The organism is Pontibacter ummariensis (assembly GCF_900188175.1).
In the GTDB taxonomy this organism is placed as follows: domain Bacteria; phylum Bacteroidota; class Bacteroidia; order Cytophagales; family Hymenobacteraceae; genus Pontibacter; species Pontibacter ummariensis.
In genome coordinates this window covers 138,005-153,197 of the sequence record NZ_FZOQ01000010.1, presented here as the reverse complement: position 1 = coordinate 153,197, position 15,193 = coordinate 138,005, and the positions used below count along the sequence as shown (strand labels likewise).

The window sequence follows — 15,193 nt, the reverse complement described above, 5'->3', positions numbered from 1 at the left end:
CTTCTCTTAGCAGAGGGGCAGTCTTGTGCAGCGCCAGTGCTTTTCCCCAGCGTATAACTGCTAACATCTGTATTTATTACAACTCCAATCTGCTTCCTTTCGTTTCGGATATTAGAAACAAACGATAAAAAGCTATGCAAAACAACAATGAAAGAACAGTAGACGTGTTACAGGAACTGAACCAGTTCGTGAACGACAGGATAGAAGGGTACAAGCATGCCGCCAAGGTAACAAAGGACCCTGCGCACCAGTCATACTACAAAGACCTGGTAAACCAGAGCACCAAGTTCTCTAACGAGATTAACAGCACGATTAGTAGTTTTGGTGGCAGCCCACAGGGCAGCACCACCGCCAAAGGAAAAATCTTCCGCGGCTGGATGGATGTGAAGTCCGCCGTGACCGGAAGCGACGAAGAATCGGTGATCGAGTCTAACATTCGGGGTGAGGAGTGGGCCCAAAAAGCCTACAACGATGCCCTGGACCACAAAGCAGAGCTTCCGCAGAACGTAGTACAGATAGTGGAAAAGCAAAAGCAGGCGTCGCTGGCTACGTGCGAGCGCTTACGCCAGATGAAGGAATCTGTAGACTAAGTAGTGCTGTCTTGTACTAAAATTCAGGAAGGGTTGCCCGCAGCGGGCAACCCTTTTGCTTTGTAGTGGTACTTAAGGCAGTAGTATTTTAGCTAAGGAGCGTTAAAAGAGAAAGATGAAGCATATTCTGTTTTTCGGGAACAGTTTGACGGCGGGGTACGGTTTGCCCGCAGCGCAGGCGTATCCCAGCCTGATACAGGCAAAGTTAAAGGAGGAAGGGTTTGACTATAAGGTGTGGAACGCGGGTTTGAGTGGCGATACAACGGCAGGAGGTGTGCACCGTATCGAGCGCTGGCTGGACCAGCCCATGGATATTTTTGTGCTGGCCCTGGGAGCCAACGATGGCTTAAGGGGCATTCCTGCCCGGGAAACGAGCCAGAACCTGCAGGAAATCATTGATAAGGTGCGGTATAAGTACCCGGAGGTAAAGATTGTTTTATCCGGTATGGAGATACCTGATATTGTGCCGGGGCGGTATGCTGCAGAGTTCCGGAAGCTTTTCCGGGAGTTAGCCCTAAAGAACAATACCCTGTTTATCCCCTTTTTACTGGAGGGGGTTGTCGGGAACAGGCATTTGAACTTGCCAGATGGGGTACACCCGAATGCGGAAGGGCAAAAGCTGTTGGCCCAACACACGTGGAACGTTTTAAAAGGTATTCTCTCTTAAGCACAGGAAAGGGTTGCCCTCGATAGGGCAACCCTTTCCTGTGCTTAGGGCTTTTATGTTATTAGATACTATTCGAGATGCCAGCCTCGCCTCTGTTCTCAAGTTCCAGTTCAAAAGCTTCTGCTTGAATAAGCTGTGCATGTAGCTCTTTTAAGGTGTTGCGCGCCCACAAACTAAAGGCGGAGGCATTGGCTTCGTCCACGTCATTCAGGCTGTCTTCGTACTCGTCTATGGCGTCTTTCTGGGCGGCAATTACACTGTCCCAGTATTCGTCATCAAACTCGCTCTCCTCTATGCCCCGGATTTCCTCTATATGTTGCAACTGCGCTTGTTCCAACTCCTGCGGGAGGGCTACATCATACTGCGCTGCCAGCTCCTGTAGTTCCACTTGTTTGGAAGTGTACCAATCGATGAGCTGTTGACCAAAAACTCTGACATTTTCAGTGACGCCCCGCTCCACGGCTATTTCGCCAAGTTCGATTTGTAGCATGTTGTTGCGGGCCGCAAACACGAGCAGCTCTTGTTTTTCTGCTGGCAGGGTTTCATCCAGTCCTGCTACCGTTGCAGTGTCAATGGCATCAATGTCTTCCTGCTGTTCTTCTGTGCCTGAGTTGCAGGAGGCAAAAGTTAACATTCCTAAAAGGCATATCAAAGCTGTTGTTAAGTTCTTCATAGCGTATATGTGCGTAAGTATAAATTAGTATAAACAATGTTTACTTAACGCTTACGAAGAAACCGAACCGAATTGTTTTACAGGCTATTAAATACCCTGCATTTCCAATATGTTGAAAAGGGCGGGGAGGGAGAGGGGTTTCTTGACAAAGCCTACCACCACATCGTACTTGTTGGCCCTGCTCAGGTGCTCCTGCTCTTCAGAAGAGGTGAACATGGAGATAAAGGTTTTATGGCGCTTGTTGTAGCCCAACGAGTAGTAGCGGTCCAGGAAATCAAATCCGTCCAGGCTAGGCATGCTGATGTCTAGGAGGATAAGGTCCGGGAAGGCTGTTTCTTGACTTCCTTCCAGTGCCTGCAGAAACTCCAGCGCCTCTGACACGCTTTGGCACATCGAGACAAGGCGACTCACGCTGGCGTCTTCCAGTATGATCTGAGAGAACAGATTGTTTATCTGGTCATCATCAACAATCAAGATGTGATTCAGTTTATACATGCGTATTTGATTTCCTGTCAAGGCTTATTCCCCCAGGCTCACATAGGCCAGCACACAAATAGTGCCAGCAGTGGCAGTTTAGAGGAAGCCGGATAAACAGGGAGCGTAAAATTAGCTACAATGCCGTCTGTTAGGTGAACCAGGGCCTACAGCGCACCAATGATAGTTAAAAAAAGCGGAAAGACAATGCGGCGTTAAGGGCTTATGAGAGCTTTGGGAGTAGGCAAGCCAAGAGTGGAGAAGCCGCTTTCGTATGAAGGGAGATAAAAGGGGGTAAAAATAGGAAAGCCTGGCCTGTCTACTGACAGACCAGGCTCCTGTTAAGAAGTTACATTAGTAGTAAATGTGCTCACCTCTTACCTCCTGGAAGTGCGTCTCAAAGTAACGCGCATCCTCAGGGGTATGTGGCTTAAAGCCAATCACGATGTTGCCTTCTTTCACTCCTGTCTCGTACACTTTGGCACGCTCCTCCGGAATACCGGCACCTACCAGGGCTCCTATCAGGCCACCTGTAATACCACCGGCACCGGCACCTGCCAGACCTGCAGCCAGCGGACCTGCCACTACCAGGCCAAGGCCAGGTATTGCCACAGACGTACCAATGGCAGCCACAGCACCTACAATAGCACCCAGCGTACCACCGATTGCTGAACCAGCACCCGTACCTTCCAGCGACTTGTTGCCAAGCTCTGTTGTGTCGTCTTCAGTGTCATCTCCGAAGTGGCGCTCGCGTGCCTTATCAGACATTACCACATTTATCTCATCTTTATCGTAGCCACGTGCTCGCAGTTCATTGTATGCACGTTCTGCACTTTCTCTGTCTCTAAACATCGCGGTCATCATTCCCGCATTATCTGTTCTATCCATCATAGCTTTTTTGTTATGGTTAGGTTTAAAAGTTCATATAGGGCACAGCGGGTTTTTAGGTCTGCTGTGCCTGTATTGTTTAACGGCTACTGTCCTATATAGTTACGGGGAGCCTTTTGGGTAAAATTATCTACTGTTATTTTGGGGTGGGATAAGGACTTTGTCCACTACATGCAGCACGCCGTTTGAGGCCTGCACGTCCGGCTGAACAACCCGGGCGCCTCCCACCCTTATGTCCTGCCCGTCCCTGCTGACAATTACTTCCTCGCCCTGGGCAGTCTTGAGTGGCATGTTGTTTTGCATTTCTGCAGAGGTGATTCTGTTAGGCAGCACGTGCGCCTGTATGATCCGCGTTAGCTCCAGTTCGTTCCCCTCTTGCTTTAATGCTGCCACGGTTCCGTCAGGGAGGGCAGCAAAGGCTGCGTTGGTAGGGGCAAACACGGTATAGGGGGCGGGGCTCTCCAGCACCGTTACCATGTTAGCCGCCTGTATCAGTTCCAGAAAAGTAGAAAGGTTGGGATTTTGCTGCACAAGCGCTACGATGTTCATTGCGCGGCCAATCGGATTACTGGCCGAGACGTTGTTGTCTCCCGGGTTCTCGGAACTCATTTCTGTGTCTCTGTCCATAGGCCCCTGCGGGCTTGGCTCGCTTACTATCGTCTCTGCTTGTGTGGCACCGCTACCTGTTACGGCCACGGCGCCTGCGTCACGGTCTGAACTGGCACAACCCCAGCATAAGAGGACGGGGAGGGCTACAAACACTAAATATTTTTGCTTTCTTTTCATAACTGCGGTTGTTGTGATCGGTTTATTTAACTGGTTTGAGGAGGAAAATGTTAGCCTTGGCCCTCCTCAGGGGAGGATCCGGGAGGAATAAGAAAAGCCCTTCCGACCGGAAGGGCTTTTCTGTTAATCACATTTGATTTTATTCATCTGGTCTTATTCATCGTCCCATACCTGGGCAGATTCCGGTACAATCACATCGTCTACCACGTGAATCAACCCGTTGGAGGCTTTTACGTTAGGCCATACAATGGTGGCTCCTCCCACAGATACGATATCCAGGTCGGGGTTCACGTTCACGTCTACATACTCTCCTTCAGTTGTTTCTAGTCGCTGCGTGGTGTTAAACTGGTACTTCTCCACTTCGGAAGGCAGTATGTGCGCCTTTACGACCTTCATCAGGGCCACCCGGTTCTGAGGGTCCATCAGGTAGTCAAACTGCTCCCTGTCCATGTTCTCAAACGCCTCGTTCGTAGGGGCAAGGATAGTAGTTGGTTCTACGATGAGAAGGTCGGCCTCTACATTTGCCTGATCCAGCAACTGGGCGAAAGTAGACAGGTTCGGATTCATCTTGATCAAGGTCAGGACGTCGTACTGCTCCGTGTTCTCCATGTTATCATAGATGCTAACATAGGTTTCGGCATCATCTTTAGCCTCGAAGTCAGCTAACTCGGTCTGTGCCTCCTGTCGGACTACTACGCCTCCCATTCTTTCTGTTTCACTATATACGTTTTCATCTGTACCTGCACAGCCAAAAAGCATGGCTGCAGTCGCTATCATAGGTATTATCGTTCTCTTTCTCATTGTTTGTTCTCGGTTTTTAAAGGTTCAAATTGTAATGTGTCTATGCCTCCTTTACATAGAAACATAGAGGGCAAAACCTGTTGTCTCAGTGCTTCTGAGTAGCAGGCTTTGGCAGGTTTAGTAGCGGATGTCGTCTTCCAGGGAGTCTTCTGTTGGCTCTATTACGCCATCTACTACATGTATAAAGCCGTTCGATCCTTCAACATCAGACACGATGATAGTTGCATCTCCAAAAGTGATGTCCTGGCCGTCGTTGTCCACATTTACCGGAATGTGTCGGTCATCACCCAGTTCTATCTGGTGCATGGTGTTTACGTTAGCCGTTGAGATCTTACTAGGCAGTATGTGGGTCTGGAGTAAAAGCATCAGTTGGGCCTCGTTATCGGGCATTAGCAACCTTTCAAGCTCTGGTCGGGGCATCTGTGCAAACGCCTTGTTGGTTGGCGCAAGTACAGTGACCTCCTCCAAACGCTGTATGTCGTCTATCATATCCGCTTTCTCCAGTAGCTTTACGAAGGTGCTCAGGTTCGGACTGCTCTTTAATAAGGTCACTACGTCGTAGCGCTCTGTCTCCTCGATATCATCAAACATGTCGTCGTATGCTACCGGGTCTTCCACAACGCCGAATATCTCTTCGTATGTGTCTGATGGGTCAGCCACCACGTCGTAATCGTAGTTCGTGTCACCTGCCATGGTCTGGGTTTCACTGATTGTAGTGTCGCCAATGGCGGTGGTATCGTTTATGCCTTCATCTGTACCGGCACAGCCAAAAAGCATGGCGGCGACAGCTATCATTGGTATCATTGTTTTCTTTTTCATAGCTTTTAGTTTTTGGTTGTCGATCGGCAGCGCTTCCGGGCCTGGCTAATTTACCGGGCCGCAGGCACTGCCATGTTAGGTCCCTTTTGCCTTAAAGACAAAAGGTTATATATATAGTAACGGGTATTATGCCCAGAGGGTTAATATCCTACGTCCTCATCCCGGGTATCGTCTTCCGGTATGATCACACTGTCCACCACATGGATGTAACCGTCAGAGGCTTCAGCGCTTTTTACGATCAAAGCATTGCCAACCCGTATATTCGTGCGGTTAAAGTCTACTGATACCGGTATATACCTGTCATCAGCCATTTTAATCCGGTTGTTGTCTTCCAGCTCCAGTGCTGCTACCCCGGAAGGCAACACGTGTAGCTGTAACAGTTGCATGAGTTGGGCTTTGTTGCCGGGCATCAGCAGCATCTCCATCTTATCCTGAGGTACTTTAGCGAAGGCCTCATTCGTTGGTGCGAAAAGGGTAAACTGCTCCAAGCGCTCTAAGTCGCTCATCAGGTCTGCCTTTTCCACCAGCGTCATGAAGATGGACAGGTTGGGATTGGTTCTGGCCAAAGCCAGGACATCGTACTGCTCGGTGTTCTCGATGTCGGCGAACATCTCGTCGTACTCTATCGGATTGGTCGTGTTCGTAAAGATCTCCTGATATGCTCCGGAGGGATCTGCCGTCAGATCATTTTCGTAATTGGTATCACCGGCCATGGTTTCCGTTTCACTGATTGTAGTGTCGTCTATGGCGGTGGTATCGTTTATGCCTTCGTCAGTGCTGGCACAGCCGAAAAGCAGGACGGTGGCAACAGCCATGGGGATCATCGTTCTCTTTCTCATAGCTTTCAGGTCTTTTAGTTTATACAGGGCTCTAAATAAAGCCCTTACAACTATTATTTAACTGATTTAGAAAGAAAATGTTGAGTTATGGCGGTGCCGTCCGACTTGTGTTACAGGACGGGTAGGAGCTTACACTTAAAGGTTACGGAGCTTTGCTAAATTAATTATACACCTTCACCACAAATACGTAGTCTTTCAGCTTTTTTAACTGCTGCGGACGGTTGGTGCCAGAAAGTGTATTATTTTTTGGTAAAGACAGTGGTTGAACCCCGCTTGTTTCCGGTAGCTCGTTAATCATTTGTAGCAGGTACGCGGATTTAACCGCAAAGGCCGCCCCTTCCTGTCCGGCCTGCTTGCCGCTGATCACCCCGATCAGGTTGCCCTTGTCATCCAGTAGCGGACCGCCACTGTTGCCCGGGTTCAGTGGAATAGAAATCTGGTAAGAGGTGGTGTCGCCTTCGAAACCGGACAAAGAGCTGAGAGCGCCTTCTCCAAAAACAATATCTTCACGTGGGAATCCCAGTGTGAAAACATGCTCTCCAAGGTCTGTTTCTGTTGTTTTAAAAGTATAAGGCAGCTTACCGAACCTGTCAAAGCTAGGGTCTGTGATTTTCAGGATAGAGAGGTCGTGGATTTGGTCGCGGTACACCTCTGTTACTTTATACTTCTGCCCGGCCTCATTTTCTATAAGTACGGAGTCCGCGCCCTCCACCACATGGGAGCTGGTTACCAGGAAGCCTTCGTCGCTGATGGCAAAGCCAGTGCCACTGAAAGCGGCGGGGCGCGGTGCCTCTGGTTTAGTGGCATCCTGTATGCCGTTGATAATAGCCGTTTGGGTTTGCTTCAGGCGCTCTACTTCGCGGCGCAGCTCCACGTACCGCGCTGTCTGCTGCTGTACAGGGGCTTTTAGCTGTTGCACGCTCCAAAGCGTACCGAACACGGAGAGCAAGGACACGCTAGCGGCTACCGCAACAGTCTGCTTGTGTCGGTTCCAGAATACTTTCCACCCCGATGGCGTGGCAGGAGTATGCTGGGCCTCCATTTCGGCATGGATGCTGTTTAGTTTTTGCCGTAGCGATTGGCGCTGCCCAAATTTTTGCATTGTTTGCAGCAGCTGCTTATGCTCCTGAACCTGCCCTGCCAATCGTGCGTCTGTGCGCAGCAAGGCCTCGAAGGAGGCGGCCTCTTCGCTGGCCATCTCCCCGTTCAGATAACGTTCTATTTGCTCGTAAGTGCGGTACTCTAACATCTTTTTCTTCTCCCAGGCAATTAGTAGCCTTTATACTAGGTAAGCCCGTTATACCTCGGGCTTGTAGGTGGCAAAAAACAGCTTCTTCAGGCGCTGCAGGCACTTGTACTTCTGGTTCTTAGCTGTGTCGGTGCTGGTATAGCCAAACTTCTCTGTAATCACCTGCATGTTCTGCATTTTTATGTAAAAGTCCTCCAGCAGGGTCCGGCAGGGCTCGCCGAGCTGTGCCATTGCCTCGGCCATCACCCCGAACTGCCTTTCCTGCTCCTCGTGGTGCTGGGTGTCCTCCTCTACCGACAGGAATGATTCGGAGTCGTCTACTTTTACAGCGTAGCGGCCTTTCTCGGCCAGCCGTTTCAGCCAAAGTCTCCTGCACACCGAGTACAGGTAAGTCTTGATCTGACAGCTCAGCTCCAGGCTGTTACTCTTTATCTTCTCGTAGAACACGATGACGCCCTCCTGGTAAATGTCCTTTGCCTCGTCGTCGGTTCCGCTGTTACTCAAAATAAAATGAGAAATCATCGGGAAATAAAGTTTGTACAGATGGGCCAGCGCCCTTTCGTCGCTCTGCCGGATGCCCTCCATGATCGCCTCATCCGTCTCATACAAACTCTTCTTCATTCCAGTCAATTTTAATACGCTCGAGGGGCTAAAGTAACCCTCCGAAAAAATATTTTTTAAATTATTTAAAAAGCCGGGTTACCTCTGGCCTGTTTGGGTATGAAGGTCAAAATCGAAACCAAAACACTTAATCACTAACACAAAAATGAAAAATTTATTCCAATTCGCTATCGTAGCTCTTGCTCTTACTGCTTTCACTGCTTGCAACGAAGAAGCTGCTACTACTGAAGGAGAAGTTGTAGAGACTGAAGTTGCTGCTGAAGAGGCTCCAGTGGTGGAAGAGGCTCCAGTTGTAGAGGAAGAGGTTGTAGTTGACTCAACTGTTGTTGAGGAGGCTCCTGCTACTGAGGAAGTTGCTCAGTAAGCATCGCCAGAACTACGGCAGATAGCTTATAGTTCCAAAAGCACACAAGCGGGCCCCGTGCAATTGCGCGGGGCCCGCTTGTTTTTTGTGACTCTTTTAATTATTGCCTGGCCTGCCGTCTGCGCTCTATCTCGCTCATGATCAGGCCGTACTCGCGGCTGCTCTGCCCGGCAATGGCAGTGTTCTCATTTGCCCGGCGCAGCAGGTAGGGCATTACCGCCTCCACCGGGCCATAAGGCACATACTTGGCTACGTTATAGCCTGCGTAGGCCAGGTTGTAGGAGAGGTTATCGCTCATGCCGTACAGCTGGGCAAAGTAAATGCGCTCGTCGTTCGGGGCGATATTGTGCTCTGCCATCAGCTGCACTAACAGGTAACAGCTCTCCTCGTTGTGGGTGCCATTGCAAAAGGCAATATGGTCCAGGTGTTCGATGCAGAAGCGCAGGGATTCGTTAAACAACTCGTCTGTGGCCTCTTTTGTTGGGTTGATGGGGCTGGGGTAGCCTTCCTGTTGCGCTCTTTTGCGCTCTTTCTCCATGTAAGCGCCCCGCACAAGTTTTGCTCCCAGGTAATAGCCACGCTTCACGGCATTGGCATAGTCCCGCTGCAGCACTTCCAGCCGGTCGTGCCGGTACAGCTGGTAGGTATTGTAGATGTTGGTTTTCTCCTTGTTGTAGAGCTCCATCATCTCATATACCAGATTGTCTATCGTTTCCTGTATCCAGCTTTCCTCCGCGTCTATAAAAACACGCACGTCCGACTCGTAACAGCGCTTGCAGATAGTGTTTACGCGATCGCGCCCACGCTCATAAGCAGCTCTTTCATCCACAGAAAGCTCCTGCCGCTTTTGTATTTTCTCCAGTAAGTGGATGTCGATCAGGCCGGTAATTTTAAAGACCGCAAAAGGAACATGCTGGTTGTCGTGGGCTTTCTCTACGGTGCGCAGCAGTTCATCGCGGGTCGCATCAAAGCTTTTCTCGTCGCCTTCGCCCTCCACAGAGTAATCGAGAATCGTGCCGATGTTGAATTTGGCGAGTTCCTCAATTGCCCGGTCTGACTCTTGGACCGTTTCGCCCCCACAGAAATGGTTGAAAATAGTAGGCTTTATCAGAAACTTAACAGGCAGGTGCAGGTTAAGGGCTGTGTTTAGCAGCGTTCCGCCCACTTTCACAAAGGCATTGCTGTTCATGGCCTTAAACAGCAGATACATTTTATAGAGCTCAGCGTCAGATTTAGAGGAGAAGGCGACAGCGGTGTCGTCAAAAGATACGTTGGTAGTGGAGTTCATGTACATGGTATTAACGTAGCAAAGATAGCGCATCCGCTACTGCTGGCAATCATCTGCCGGCACAGTTGCACTGTTATTTATTTCCCGCTACCCTCTTAACTCCTCCCTGTGCTCTTGCGTTGCGTAAATTCTGCTTTTCCTTCATGCGTTTCTGCTATATAGGGAGCAAAAAGAGGCTTTTTACCCGGAGGGCGGCGAGTTTTCCCATCAAGTAGGCTCGTTGGGAATAGGACACAAATTGATATTGGGGAGGGCTTTAGAGTGCAAACAAAGACAGTATGAAAGAAGGTAAAGGTAAGCGAACAGCCGTAGCTAAGCAGGGCCACCAGGAGGAGCTAGCAGCAGGGGCGATGCAGGTGAATGTAATTTAATTTACCCCGTTTCATAAAAAGCCTTAGATTTAAGGTTTGATGGGTGGCTACAGGACTACCAGTTAAAGGCAGTTAGAAACAAACCACCGCATTTTCAAAGACGGGCCCGTGCTAAAGTGCCGGACGTAAGCCTATAGAATAAAATGACTGAGACTATCCATATAGGAAGCAACGTGCTGCAGGAACTGCCGATCCTGTTGCAAAACCGCGCTTTTAGTAAAGTGGTCGTGCTGGTGGATGAGCATACCCTCCACCACTGTTACCCCTTACTCAAACCTCACCTGCCGGAGCATGACCTTATCCAGGTAAAAAGCGGTGAAGAACATAAGACACTGCAGACCTGTGAGCACATCTGGCAGCGCATGACAGAACTGCACCTGGACCGTTGGTCGGTGCTGGTGAACCTGGGAGGCGGTGTGATTGGCGACATGGGCGGCTTCTGCGCTGCTGTCTTTAAGCGGGGCATCTTCTTTGTGCAGGTACCCACCACGCTGTTGGCGCAGGTGGATGCCAGTGTCGGGGGCAAGACAGGTGTTGACTTCCATGGCCTGAAGAACCATATCGGGACTTACGAGGAGCCACAGGCTGTTTTTATTAACCCTGCTTTTTTACAGACCCTGCCTCACCGCCAGCTTAAGTCTGGCTACGCCGAAATCATCAAGCACTGGCTTATTGCCGACGCGGAGGCCTTTAAAGAGCAGCGCCACATCGGTTTGTTTACCGAGGATTGGGAAGGTTTGATTCGCCATTCGGTGAACATCAAGGCTGAAGTAGTGGAGAAGGACCCCCTGGAAGGAGGCTACCGGAAAGTCCTGAACTTTGGCCATACCGTAGGGCATGCCGTGGAAAGTTACCTGATGGACCAGCCGGGGCGGGAACTGCTGCATGGCGAGGCCATTGCCGTGGGCATGCTCTGTGAGGCCTGGCTTTCAGTAAAACATGAGTTGCTCACGCAGGAAGAGCTGGACAGGATAGAGACTTTCATTGTGTCCATTTACGAGAAGGTGCAGCTCTCAGAACAAGACATCCAGCGCATGTCCCAGCTAGCCTTGCAAGACAAGAAAAACACCCGTTCTACTATTAACTGTACCCTGCTGCAAGGCATCGGAAAAGCGGTATATGACCAGCCCGTAACGCTGCAGGAAATACAAGCCTCTTTACGTTACTATCAATTATTATGAGCCAAAGCATTACCTTAAAGCACCCTACAGGTATTCTGGAGGGGAAGATAAAATTGCCTGCTTCTAAAAGTGAAGCCAACCGTGCCTTGATCATTGCGGCGCTTTCCGGAAAAGAATCGGAACTGCACAACCTTTCGGAGGCCAACGATACGCAGCTGCTGCAACGCTTATTAAAAAGCGATGCCGAGACAATAGATGCGGAGGATGCCGGTACCGTTATGCGCTTTCTGACGGCTTATTATGCCGTAACAGGCCAGCAAAAAGTATTAACTGGAACAGCGCGTATGTGCCAACGACCTATAAAGGTGCTGGTGGAGGCACTGCAGGAGTTAGGGGCAAACATTGAGTACCTGGGTGAGGAAGGCTATCCGCCCTTACGGATGAAGGGCTTTAGCGGCAACGGTAAGAACAGGTTAAAAGTACGAAGCGACATCAGCAGCCAGTACATCTCGGCCCTGCTGATGGTGGCACCGCTCCTACCGGAGGGGCTCACATTAGAGTTGGAAGGTAAGATCGGCTCAAGGCCTTATATCGAGATGACGCTATCATTGATGGAACACTTCGGGGTCTCAGCCAACTTTGAAGGCAACACCATTACCGTGGCACACCAGCAGTACAAAGCGGCGAGTTTCCACGTGGAGTCCGACTGGTCGGCTTCGAGCTATTGGTACAGCCTAGTTGCTTTGGCCAAAGAGGCTGATATTACCTTGTTGGGGCTGAGGGAAAAGTCTTTCCAAGGCGACAGCGCCATCGTGAACATCATGTACCGCCTGGGGGTGCACACATCCTTTACAGAAGAGGGAGTGAAACTGACCAAGAAGGAGCATGAAAAGTACCTGGCGCTGGACTTTGCCGACTGCCCTGACCTGGCACAGACAATCGTAGCCCTTTGTGCTGGTTTGGGTATAACCGTGGAGATGACCGGATTGGAGAGTCTGCGCATTAAAGAAACAGACCGCATTCAGGCCTTACAAATCGAGGTGCTGGGCATGAACTCCTCCTTGCAGGAGATCAGCCCGGGCGTGTTCCGCCTGGAGCCGGGTATCCTAACCAAAGAAGAACTGTCTTTCCGCACTTACCAGGACCACCGCATGGCGATGGCTTTTGCCCCGCTTGCCTTACTAGCTCCCGTAGAGATACAGGAGCCGAGCGTGGTGCGTAAGTCCTACCCCCGTTACTGGGAAGATCTGGAGAAGGTAGGTTTCGAGATAAAAGAGAACGAGTAAACAGTAGTAAAAATGAAATGGCCGGGGAAGTATCCCGGCCATTTCATTTTTATCAGCTTCCGTAGGCCTGTAGTTCTGCTTGAACAGTGTTTATTAGCTGCTGCAAGTAGGATGGCGCCTGCAAAAGCCTGCTGCCGTACCAACTGAACATCTCGCCGTCCACTACTTTAATCAGTGCCTGGGGGCAGAGTTGCTGGAACTCCTGGATGTGTTTCGCCTTGAAAGGGTAGGGCTCTGAGGACAAGAGGATAAGCTGCGGGTTAGCTTGTTGTAATTGTTCTGGTGTGATTTCAGGGTAGCGTGCCTGTGCGGCCCACGCATTAGAGAAGCCACTGCGTTGCAGCATGTGGTCTATGATATTGTTACTACCCACCGCCATATAGGGCTTGCGCCAGATAAAATAGGCTGTGGATATGGCTGGCTGTGCTGGTTGCAGTTGTGCAAATCCTGTGCTAATGTGCTGCGCCAGTTCTTCTGCTTTGGCTTCTGTGCCTGTTAGCTGCCCTACTTGTTTTATCATTTTCAGTGCATCGGCTAGGGTATAGATGTCACTCATCCAGACTTTATACTTCTCCTGCAGTTGCTCTATGCCTTCTTTGTAATTCTCTTCTTTGTTGCCAATGATGAGGTCCGGGTGTGCATCCTCAATTTTGTCGAAGTGGAAGTTCTTCGTGCCCCCAATGATTCTTTTCTCCTTTGTCAACTCCTTTGGGTGTATGCAAAACTTAGTTACGCCCACTATGCGGTCGCCTAAGCCCAAATCAAACAACAGCTCTGTTTGGGAAGGCACAAGCGAAACGATGCGCTGAGGCAGTTGTGTTAGTCTTACCTGGTGGCCCATTTGATCGGTAAAAGTCACTGGAGAGATAGTTAAAGTTAGACACGAAAAAAGGTGTAAACCACGCTGCAAATCCTGTTGTGCGTTCGGCGGCTACACCTCCTGAAAGAACAGACGATTGTATTCCTGCGCTCCCCATAAAGGTACAAAGGCTTTGAACGTTTCTGCCGCCGATAAGCCTACTGCTTTTCTTCTGGCATTTACCACGATACAGAGGTGAATCAGCAGCATGATAAGTGCCAGCGCCCTTACACTGGCGTCACGGTTTTGGGTTAGAAACACTGCAAGGATAAACCAGGGCAAGATGATTAAAACCCAGAATACGTATCTGTTCATGGTACAATGGTGGCCATCTGTTTAAGTCCAGGCCTTGACTTATAAAGCAAAACCCCACAGCTAACGTTCACTGTGAGGTTTTGATGTGCTGGAGCAGGTATATTGTTAGCTCAGGTAGCGGAAATCCTGCTTGTCCTGGATCTTTAACACTGTTTCGTAGATCAGGTTGATCACATTATCTACGTCATCCTTGTGCACTGTTTCCACAGTCGTATGCATGTACTTCAGCGGGAGCGAGATCAGGGCCGAAGCCACGCCTGCGTTAGAGTAGGCAAAGGCGTCCGTATCAGTACCCGTGTTGCGGGAAACTGCCGAGCGCTGGAATGGGATATCCTTTTCTTTGGCGGTGTTGATCACCAGGTCACGCACATTGTTTTGTACTGCCGGGCCATAAGCAATCACAGGGCCCTTGCCACAGTGAATATCGCCGCTGGTTTTCTTTTCGTACATCGGCGACTGCGTGTCGTGCGTGACGTCCGTGATAATGGCTACATCCGGCTTGATGCGGTGCGCTACCATCTCGGCTCCACGCAAGCCGATCTCCTCCTGCACCGCATTCACGATGTACAGTCCGAACGGCAACTGTTTGTTGTTTTCCTTCAGCTGGCGCGCCACCTCGGCAATCATGAAGCCACCAATGCGGTTGTCCAGGGCACGGCCTACATAGTAACGGTCGTTCATTACAGTGAACTCATCCTCGAACGTCACCACGCATCCTACGTGCACGCCCATTTCCTCCACTTCGTCACGGCTGTTGGCACCGCAGTCCAGGAAGATTGTTTCTATCGCAGGAGCCTTGTCGTTTTCCGTTTTTCGCACGTGGATGGCTGGCCAGCCGAACACTGCTTTTACAACACCTTTAGAGGTGTAAATATTTACCCGCTTCGATGGGGCAATCAGGGCATCAGAGCCGCCGTTGCGGCGCACATAGATGTAGCCTTCCGGTGTGATGTAGTTTACGAACCAGGAGATCTCGTCGGCATGTGCCTCGATCACCACTTTATAGTCGGCCTGTGGGTTTACAACACCTACCACGGTGCCGTATGTATCCACAAAGTAATCGTCGATGTATGGTTTTATGTAGTCGAGCCACAGTTTTTGCCCTTCTACCTCAAAACCGGTAGGGGAGGAGTTATTTAAATACTTCTGTAGGAAATCAAAAGATTCTTGTCGCATTTGTTT

General features: G+C 50.1%; 18 protein-coding genes. 5 read left to right on the top strand and 13 right to left on the bottom strand.

Annotated elements, in window-relative coordinates:
• Window positions 1–134: 134 nt before the first annotated feature.
• Window positions 135–590, top strand: coding sequence for a ferritin-like domain-containing protein (locus CHB92_RS12285; protein WP_089319508.1), 456 nt, complete (start codon window positions 135–137; stop codon window positions 588–590).
• Window positions 591–705: 115 nt separating this feature from the next.
• A complete protein-coding gene (locus CHB92_RS12280; RefSeq protein WP_089319507.1) occupies window positions 706–1,257 on the top strand; it encodes an arylesterase in 552 nt (183 codons plus the stop codon).
• Between the two features lie 61 nt (window positions 1,258–1,318).
• Here CHB92_RS12280 and CHB92_RS12275 read toward each other — a convergent pair whose 3' ends face one another.
• From CHB92_RS12275 to CHB92_RS12235, 9 genes are all read right to left on the bottom strand, one after another.
• On the bottom strand, window positions 1,319–1,891 hold the full coding sequence (locus CHB92_RS12275; protein WP_179223029.1) for a DUF4142 domain-containing protein: 573 nt from the start codon (window positions 1,889–1,891) through the stop codon (window positions 1,319–1,321).
• A 126-nt stretch (window positions 1,892–2,017) separates the two neighbouring features.
• Window positions 2,018–2,425, bottom strand: a complete 408-nt coding sequence (locus CHB92_RS12270; RefSeq protein WP_089319505.1) for a response regulator — start codon at window positions 2,423–2,425, stop codon at window positions 2,018–2,020.
• Between the two features lie 333 nt (window positions 2,426–2,758).
• Entirely contained in the window at window positions 2,759–3,292 is a 534-nt protein-coding gene (locus CHB92_RS12265) for a hypothetical protein (protein ID WP_089319562.1), read from the bottom strand.
• A 126-nt stretch (window positions 3,293–3,418) separates the two neighbouring features.
• Window positions 3,419–4,078, bottom strand: coding sequence for a fasciclin domain-containing protein (locus CHB92_RS12260; protein WP_089319504.1), 660 nt, complete (start codon window positions 4,076–4,078; stop codon window positions 3,419–3,421).
• Window positions 4,079–4,231: 153 nt separating this feature from the next.
• On the bottom strand, window positions 4,232–4,855 hold the full coding sequence (locus CHB92_RS12255) for a fasciclin domain-containing protein (RefSeq protein ID WP_179223028.1): 624 nt from the start codon (window positions 4,853–4,855) through the stop codon (window positions 4,232–4,234).
• A gap of 141 nt (window positions 4,856–4,996) precedes the next feature.
• The gene (locus CHB92_RS12250; protein ID WP_089319502.1) at window positions 4,997–5,698 is read right to left on the bottom strand and encodes a fasciclin domain-containing protein; all 702 of its coding nucleotides are present in this window, start codon (window positions 5,696–5,698) and stop codon (window positions 4,997–4,999) included.
• A gap of 140 nt (window positions 5,699–5,838) precedes the next feature.
• Window positions 5,839–6,537 (bottom strand): fasciclin domain-containing protein, encoded by a 699-nt coding sequence (locus CHB92_RS12245; RefSeq protein WP_089319501.1) that lies wholly within the window; start codon window positions 6,535–6,537, stop codon window positions 5,839–5,841.
• Window positions 6,538–6,697: 160 nt separating this feature from the next.
• Window positions 6,698–7,786 (bottom strand): S1 family peptidase, encoded by a 1,089-nt coding sequence (locus CHB92_RS12240; RefSeq protein ID WP_089319500.1) that lies wholly within the window; start codon window positions 7,784–7,786, stop codon window positions 6,698–6,700.
• Between the two features lie 48 nt (window positions 7,787–7,834).
• Entirely contained in the window at window positions 7,835–8,407 is a 573-nt protein-coding gene (locus tag CHB92_RS12235; RefSeq protein ID WP_089319499.1) for an RNA polymerase sigma factor, read from the bottom strand.
• Window positions 8,408–8,552: 145 nt separating this feature from the next.
• Here CHB92_RS12235 and CHB92_RS12230 point away from each other — a divergent pair, with 145 nt between their 5' ends.
• On the top strand, window positions 8,553–8,771 hold the full coding sequence (locus CHB92_RS12230; RefSeq protein ID WP_089319498.1) for a hypothetical protein: 219 nt from the start codon (window positions 8,553–8,555) through the stop codon (window positions 8,769–8,771).
• A 100-nt stretch (window positions 8,772–8,871) separates the two neighbouring features.
• Here the strand turns inward: CHB92_RS12230 and CHB92_RS12225 are convergent, their stop codons facing one another.
• Complete coding sequence (locus tag CHB92_RS12225) at window positions 8,872–10,059, bottom strand: proline dehydrogenase family protein (protein ID WP_089319561.1); 1,188 nt, start codon at window positions 10,057–10,059, stop codon at window positions 8,872–8,874.
• Window positions 10,060–10,573: 514 nt separating this feature from the next.
• Between CHB92_RS12225 and aroB the strand changes: the two genes are divergently transcribed.
• Together aroB and CHB92_RS12215 are read left to right on the top strand one after the other, a co-directional pair.
• Window positions 10,574–11,611 (top strand): 3-dehydroquinate synthase, encoded by a 1,038-nt coding sequence (gene aroB / locus CHB92_RS12220; RefSeq protein ID WP_089319497.1) that lies wholly within the window; start codon window positions 10,574–10,576, stop codon window positions 11,609–11,611.
• On the top strand, window positions 11,608–12,837 hold the full coding sequence (locus CHB92_RS12215) for a 3-phosphoshikimate 1-carboxyvinyltransferase (RefSeq protein ID WP_089319496.1): 1,230 nt from the start codon (window positions 11,608–11,610) through the stop codon (window positions 12,835–12,837). The genes aroB and CHB92_RS12215 overlap by 4 nt, the downstream gene beginning before the upstream one ends.
• A 52-nt stretch (window positions 12,838–12,889) precedes the next feature.
• On the opposite strand, the gene CHB92_RS12210 is transcribed toward CHB92_RS12215, so the two are convergent.
• The 3 genes from CHB92_RS12210 to CHB92_RS12200 form a co-directional block, all read right to left on the bottom strand.
• Window positions 12,890–13,678 (bottom strand): ABC transporter substrate-binding protein, encoded by a 789-nt coding sequence (locus CHB92_RS12210; RefSeq protein ID WP_089319495.1) that lies wholly within the window; start codon window positions 13,676–13,678, stop codon window positions 12,890–12,892.
• Window positions 13,679–13,768: 90 nt separating this feature from the next.
• Window positions 13,769–14,011 carry a hypothetical protein gene (locus CHB92_RS12205; RefSeq protein ID WP_089319494.1) on the bottom strand — a complete coding sequence of 81 codons (243 nt, stop codon included), beginning with the start codon at window positions 14,009–14,011 and terminating at the stop codon, window positions 13,769–13,771.
• A 105-nt stretch (window positions 14,012–14,116) separates the two neighbouring features.
• The gene (locus CHB92_RS12200) at window positions 14,117–15,187 is read right to left on the bottom strand and encodes a M42 family metallopeptidase (protein WP_089319493.1); all 1,071 of its coding nucleotides are present in this window, start codon (window positions 15,185–15,187) and stop codon (window positions 14,117–14,119) included.
• Window positions 15,188–15,193 lie beyond the last annotated feature (6 nt).

Excerpts from the sequence above, each read along its gene's own strand:
- CHB92_RS12200 (WP_089319493.1), bottom strand. The coding sequence starts at position 15,187 with ATGCGACAAGAATCTTTTGATTTCCTACAGAAGTATTTAAATAACTCC.
- CHB92_RS12210 (WP_089319495.1), bottom strand. The coding sequence starts at position 13,678 with ATGGGCCACCAGGTAAGACTAACACAACTGCCTCAGCGCATCGTTTCG.
- CHB92_RS12275 (WP_179223029.1), bottom strand. The coding sequence starts at position 1,891 with ATGTTAACTTTTGCCTCCTGCAACTCAGGCACAGAAGAACAGCAGGAA.
- CHB92_RS12245 (WP_089319501.1), bottom strand. The coding sequence starts at position 6,537 with ATGAGAAAGAGAACGATGATCCCCATGGCTGTTGCCACCGTCCTGCTT.
- CHB92_RS12285 (WP_089319508.1), top strand. The coding sequence starts at position 135 with ATGCAAAACAACAATGAAAGAACAGTAGACGTGTTACAGGAACTGAAC.
- CHB92_RS12280 (WP_089319507.1), top strand. The coding sequence starts at position 706 with ATGAAGCATATTCTGTTTTTCGGGAACAGTTTGACGGCGGGGTACGGT.
- aroB (WP_089319497.1), top strand. The coding sequence starts at position 10,574 with ATGACTGAGACTATCCATATAGGAAGCAACGTGCTGCAGGAACTGCCG.
- CHB92_RS12225 (WP_089319561.1), bottom strand. The coding sequence starts at position 10,059 with ATGAACTCCACTACCAACGTATCTTTTGACGACACCGCTGTCGCCTTC.
- CHB92_RS12255 (WP_179223028.1), bottom strand. The coding sequence starts at position 4,855 with ATGATAGCGACTGCAGCCATGCTTTTTGGCTGTGCAGGTACAGATGAA.
- CHB92_RS12250 (WP_089319502.1), bottom strand. The coding sequence starts at position 5,698 with ATGAAAAAGAAAACAATGATACCAATGATAGCTGTCGCCGCCATGCTT.
- CHB92_RS12265 (WP_089319562.1), bottom strand. The coding sequence starts at position 3,292 with ATGGATAGAACAGATAATGCGGGAATGATGACCGCGATGTTTAGAGAC.
- CHB92_RS12215 (WP_089319496.1), top strand. The coding sequence starts at position 11,608 with ATGAGCCAAAGCATTACCTTAAAGCACCCTACAGGTATTCTGGAGGGG.
- CHB92_RS12230 (WP_089319498.1), top strand. The coding sequence starts at position 8,553 with ATGAAAAATTTATTCCAATTCGCTATCGTAGCTCTTGCTCTTACTGCT.
- CHB92_RS12240 (WP_089319500.1), bottom strand. The coding sequence starts at position 7,786 with ATGTTAGAGTACCGCACTTACGAGCAAATAGAACGTTATCTGAACGGG.
- CHB92_RS12270 (WP_089319505.1), bottom strand. The coding sequence starts at position 2,425 with ATGTATAAACTGAATCACATCTTGATTGTTGATGATGACCAGATAAAC.
- CHB92_RS12235 (WP_089319499.1), bottom strand. The coding sequence starts at position 8,407 with ATGAAGAAGAGTTTGTATGAGACGGATGAGGCGATCATGGAGGGCATC.
- CHB92_RS12205 (WP_089319494.1), bottom strand. The coding sequence starts at position 14,011 with ATGAACAGATACGTATTCTGGGTTTTAATCATCTTGCCCTGGTTTATC.
- CHB92_RS12260 (WP_089319504.1), bottom strand. The coding sequence starts at position 4,078 with ATGAAAAGAAAGCAAAAATATTTAGTGTTTGTAGCCCTCCCCGTCCTC.